The following is a 3,435-nucleotide window of genomic DNA, read 5'->3' as shown; positions in this document are numbered from 1 at the left end:
GTGTGGCTCGCGCGATGTTGTCGGCAGGATTGGCCTAAGCAACCGAATCCTACGCCAAATCAACCGCTTATGCTACATCCGCCAGCCTTGAGAAAACGCCGTCATGAATAAGACGGGCTAGCTTTCGTGCGTACCTCGATACGCAACGCGGTTGGCGTTTTGGCAAGTGGCTACGGGAGACTACGGCATCTCGCGTGACGCGACCCTCTATCGTCTGAGCACACGTGGATTTGCCGTGATAAGGTCCAGACCGCAATTTGCGAAATCCGCATCGTGCGAAACAATTGCATAATTGTTGCGCCTGCAATGCTCTCTTACGGCAATGTCTGAAAAGTCGATGGTACCAGTACCAGCCTCCTTCAGAAGTGAAGCCAAGTCACTTTGCTGAATGAACGCCGGCTCATAAACGCAATCTTCAAGCATATTTAAACACGTATCTCGGACGCTATCCATAAATTCAGCAAACTCCGGTTTCGAACGGACAATTTTAAAATTCCGCCTACTGAGGTCCTCAGGATAACACAGTTCATACTGCATTCGACATGCTCTGTTAAAAAATTCTCCTAATATTACATCATTTACTATTACTTTGTTGTCAGTCTTGCGAGCTTGCGAGTAAAAATCGCTGTATGGCGCCATTCGTTCATCTATTATACCGCCATCAATCGCTAACCAAACATTTGTATCGAACATAATGCTTCGCCCTGAAAACGGGATTCCGTTGCGAGCATCAAATATCGTCATCGTCAACTTGCCCCGTCATTCCATTGAACACACCCTTTACCCGCTCATGATCTGCGAAATACAGCTTGGCTCGATCGGTGACCAACTTCAGCCGCTGCAAATGCCACGGCTCGAAATCGACGGGTGCAGCCAGGCGATTCTTCACGAGTTCTTCAGGGAATTCCCCATACAATTGGCCAACCGCCGCATTCAGAAAGGCAGTCGTCATTCGTGTCACGCTAGAAAATGAGAGCTCTACACGATCCCCTCCTTTGACGATCGAATAGATAACCTCGTACACTTTCTGTCCATCTATAGCTGAGACACATATACCGCCCCCGACGATCTGCACTATTGAAACTCGTATTTTCTTCATATCTTCACCAAACATCATTCGGACTTGGCGAGCTCTGCATCCTATAGGAGCGGCGATCGCCGGTATTGATCTCAACAATTACGGCAGTGCCTGGAAACTTCTCGTGCAACTCTGACTTGACGACCCGATCCGCATCCTGCTGCCAAAATCCTCGACCTGACACGACTGTCAGCTTACCGCCGTTCCCCCCAATGAACTGGCGTAACACATTCAATCCCAATCCGCCCGGAATGTAGCCTCGCCGAGATGTTGTATCGGGCTGCATAGCATAGTCGATTGCTAGTGCATCGGTCCGAAAGTGCTGGCCTGCTGCCGCCAGTGACCCTCCTATACCGATTCCGCCATCAGAGATGGCGAGCGCCAATCGTCTCTTCTGTGGGTAGAATTGACCGGAAGCTATGACTTTGAAAGGTGAATGCGAATGTAAAGAGCTGTTTGCAAAAAGCTCATCAATACCCTCGAAAACCTTGTTGCGCAAACCATCTGTCATTTTTGGCATTTCAGGTCTGGCCAAATGTCTCCGACTATACTTCGCGAACTCCACCTCATCGTGAAGCTTAAAAGCCGTTAGCGGAATAGTTGTGCGATGTAGATCTACTGCCTTATTGCTTAGTAATCCTATTTTACTGAGCACCAGGCGCACGTTGGGTTGGAGGTTTGAGAACGCGACTCGGCAGCCCCTGGCACGTGCTGGTCCGCAAATTGTAGCGAGCGCTGAGCACAAATGGCTATCGAGCCAGCTCACCCGCTTGCAATTAATCTCAATCTGGGCGGCACCACAATCAGCCAACGACGCACTGAGGCGATTGAGCACGTTGAAACCCTGGCGATTGGCCCTGAGCTCCCATGCCTCCAGTTCGATCTCGATCGGCGCCATACAACACGCCATAGCAGGAGTGAGTGACCAGCGCCAACCCGCAACTGAACCCTACGCAGGAAACCCACAACTGCTTCTCTGCCTGCCCTTGGCGAACTCTCATCCATTGTTGCCCATTCTGGATTTTAGCCGGACGGTCCGCCAAGTCGAGAAAAGGAGACCCGACATGGCAAAGAAAATGCAGGAACCGAAAGAGGCGACGGCGGACCAGCAGACGATCGAAAAGGCCATTGCGGAAGGGAGGGCCATGATCGACCAGGGCTCGTCCAAGATTGACGCAGCGATGGCGATCTACCGGCTCCTGGAGGATCAGCCGCAGGAGACGATCGTCCAGGCCTTCCAGACCGGAGCCACCCTGACGGAGAAGGGAGCGCTGACTTACTGGTACAACTGCCGGCGGAAATTGGCCAAGGAGAAGCGAGCCAACGCTAGCGGCTGACCAATTTTGGACCCGCATGGTGGAACTGGTAGACACGGGGAGCTTAAAATTCCCTGCCTTTGGCGTGTGGGTTCGAATCCTGCTGCGGGTAGTTTTATCTTTGTGATGGTAGCGAGGCCGTTTTGGGCATGTTCCGCTTTGGCTGGGAAATGGATGGGAGAAAATGCTCCACATTCTCCTCTTCGAGGAGGGTAGAAGGTGGTGGTAATCGATGAAGGCTGTGGGTTGATCAATCCCTCCCCTCCCCCGATTTCGAAAAAAATAGAGAGAGGTTTGGGAGAAGGAGGATAAGTGTGGTGAAGGAATATCTGTTTATATAAAAACGACGGAGTTATCCTCCTTCTTCCAAGCCGATCCATATACCCATTTAAACCTAGCCAAACCTTCTCTACCCCTATCCTATGCCCGGGATGTTGACCAATCCCATCGAAGGGGGGAGAGTATTCGGGATAAGGGGAGAATGATCCGCGATACCCTTCCCATCTTCGGTTGTTCGGGAAACCTACCTGCCCATCCCCTCGATAACGTCATCGACGTCAAAACTGCTAACGTAGGAAAGATCGAAATCCTCGTTGTTGTCGTTGTCGGGTTTATCGGCAGGTGGGCGACGACGATCCTCCTTGATCTTGTTCATGAGAGCGAGGGATTCCGGATCGATTTTGTAGCGGTATATCCTCCGCCCGTCCTGATTACGCTGGCCAACGTTTTTCAGCTTTAGCCCAATGATTTTGAGGAATTTACCCAACTGTTTGGTTGGTTTTTCTGCGATATCCTCGTTGAGGGTAAAGCCCAATTGCTCCTGAATTTGCAAATTGAGATCACGGCACTGTTCGACAAAGGGCTCCAGATCGTCCATCGTGATCTCGGCCTGGCCATCAAAAACCGCATTCTCGTACATCGGGTAACCGGGGCAGATTTCCGGGCGGAGGGGGTTTTCAGCCGATCCCGGTCGTGATTCATCCTTTGCGTGACGCTACCACCGATTGATTCTCTTGAAGGCCTGTCGCTCGCGGAACTCCG

The 3,435-nt window shown here is 51.5% G+C and carries 5 protein-coding genes and 1 tRNA gene; 2 read left to right on the top strand and 4 right to left on the bottom strand.

The window, feature by feature from the left end:
• Positions 1-207 precede the first annotated feature (207 nt).
• From N1F91_RS30765 to N1F91_RS30755, 3 genes are read right to left on the bottom strand one after another with little or no spacing between them, the layout of a single operon-like run.
• On the bottom strand, positions 208-744 hold the full coding sequence (locus tag N1F91_RS30765) for a hypothetical protein (protein ID WP_289997722.1): 537 nt from the start codon (positions 742-744) through the stop codon (positions 208-210).
• Positions 731-1,117, bottom strand: coding sequence for an STAS-like domain-containing protein (locus tag N1F91_RS30760; RefSeq protein WP_289997721.1), 387 nt, complete (start codon positions 1,115-1,117; stop codon positions 731-733). Before N1F91_RS30760 ends, N1F91_RS30765 begins: the two co-directional genes overlap by 14 nt.
• Complete coding sequence (locus N1F91_RS30755; RefSeq protein ID WP_289997720.1) at positions 1,104-1,976, bottom strand: STAS domain-containing protein; 873 nt, start codon at positions 1,974-1,976, stop codon at positions 1,104-1,106. The genes N1F91_RS30760 and N1F91_RS30755 overlap by 14 nt, the downstream gene beginning before the upstream one ends.
• 166 nt (positions 1,977-2,142) lie before the next feature.
• On the opposite strand from N1F91_RS30755, the gene N1F91_RS30750 reads away from it, so the two are divergent.
• Together N1F91_RS30750 and N1F91_RS30745 are read left to right on the top strand one after the other, a co-directional pair.
• Positions 2,143-2,415 carry an isoaspartyl peptidase/L-asparaginase gene (locus N1F91_RS30750; protein ID WP_289997719.1) on the top strand — a complete coding sequence of 91 codons (273 nt, stop codon included), beginning with the start codon at positions 2,143-2,145 and terminating at the stop codon, positions 2,413-2,415.
• A gap of 10 nt (positions 2,416-2,425) precedes the next feature.
• Positions 2,426-2,506, top strand: a tRNA-Leu gene (locus N1F91_RS30745).
• 411 nt (positions 2,507-2,917) lie between these two features.
• Here N1F91_RS30745 and N1F91_RS30740 read toward each other — a convergent pair.
• Positions 2,918-3,313: a hypothetical protein gene (locus N1F91_RS30740; RefSeq protein WP_289997718.1), complete on the bottom strand. Its 396-nt coding sequence runs from the start codon at positions 3,311-3,313 to the stop codon at positions 2,918-2,920.
• Positions 3,314-3,435: the final 122 nt, after the last annotated feature.

The organism is Aquibium sp. ELW1220 (genome assembly GCF_030398385.1).
Lineage (GTDB): Bacteria > Pseudomonadota > Alphaproteobacteria > Rhizobiales > Rhizobiaceae > Aquibium.
This window is presented reverse-complemented; position numbering and strand designations above follow the sequence as displayed.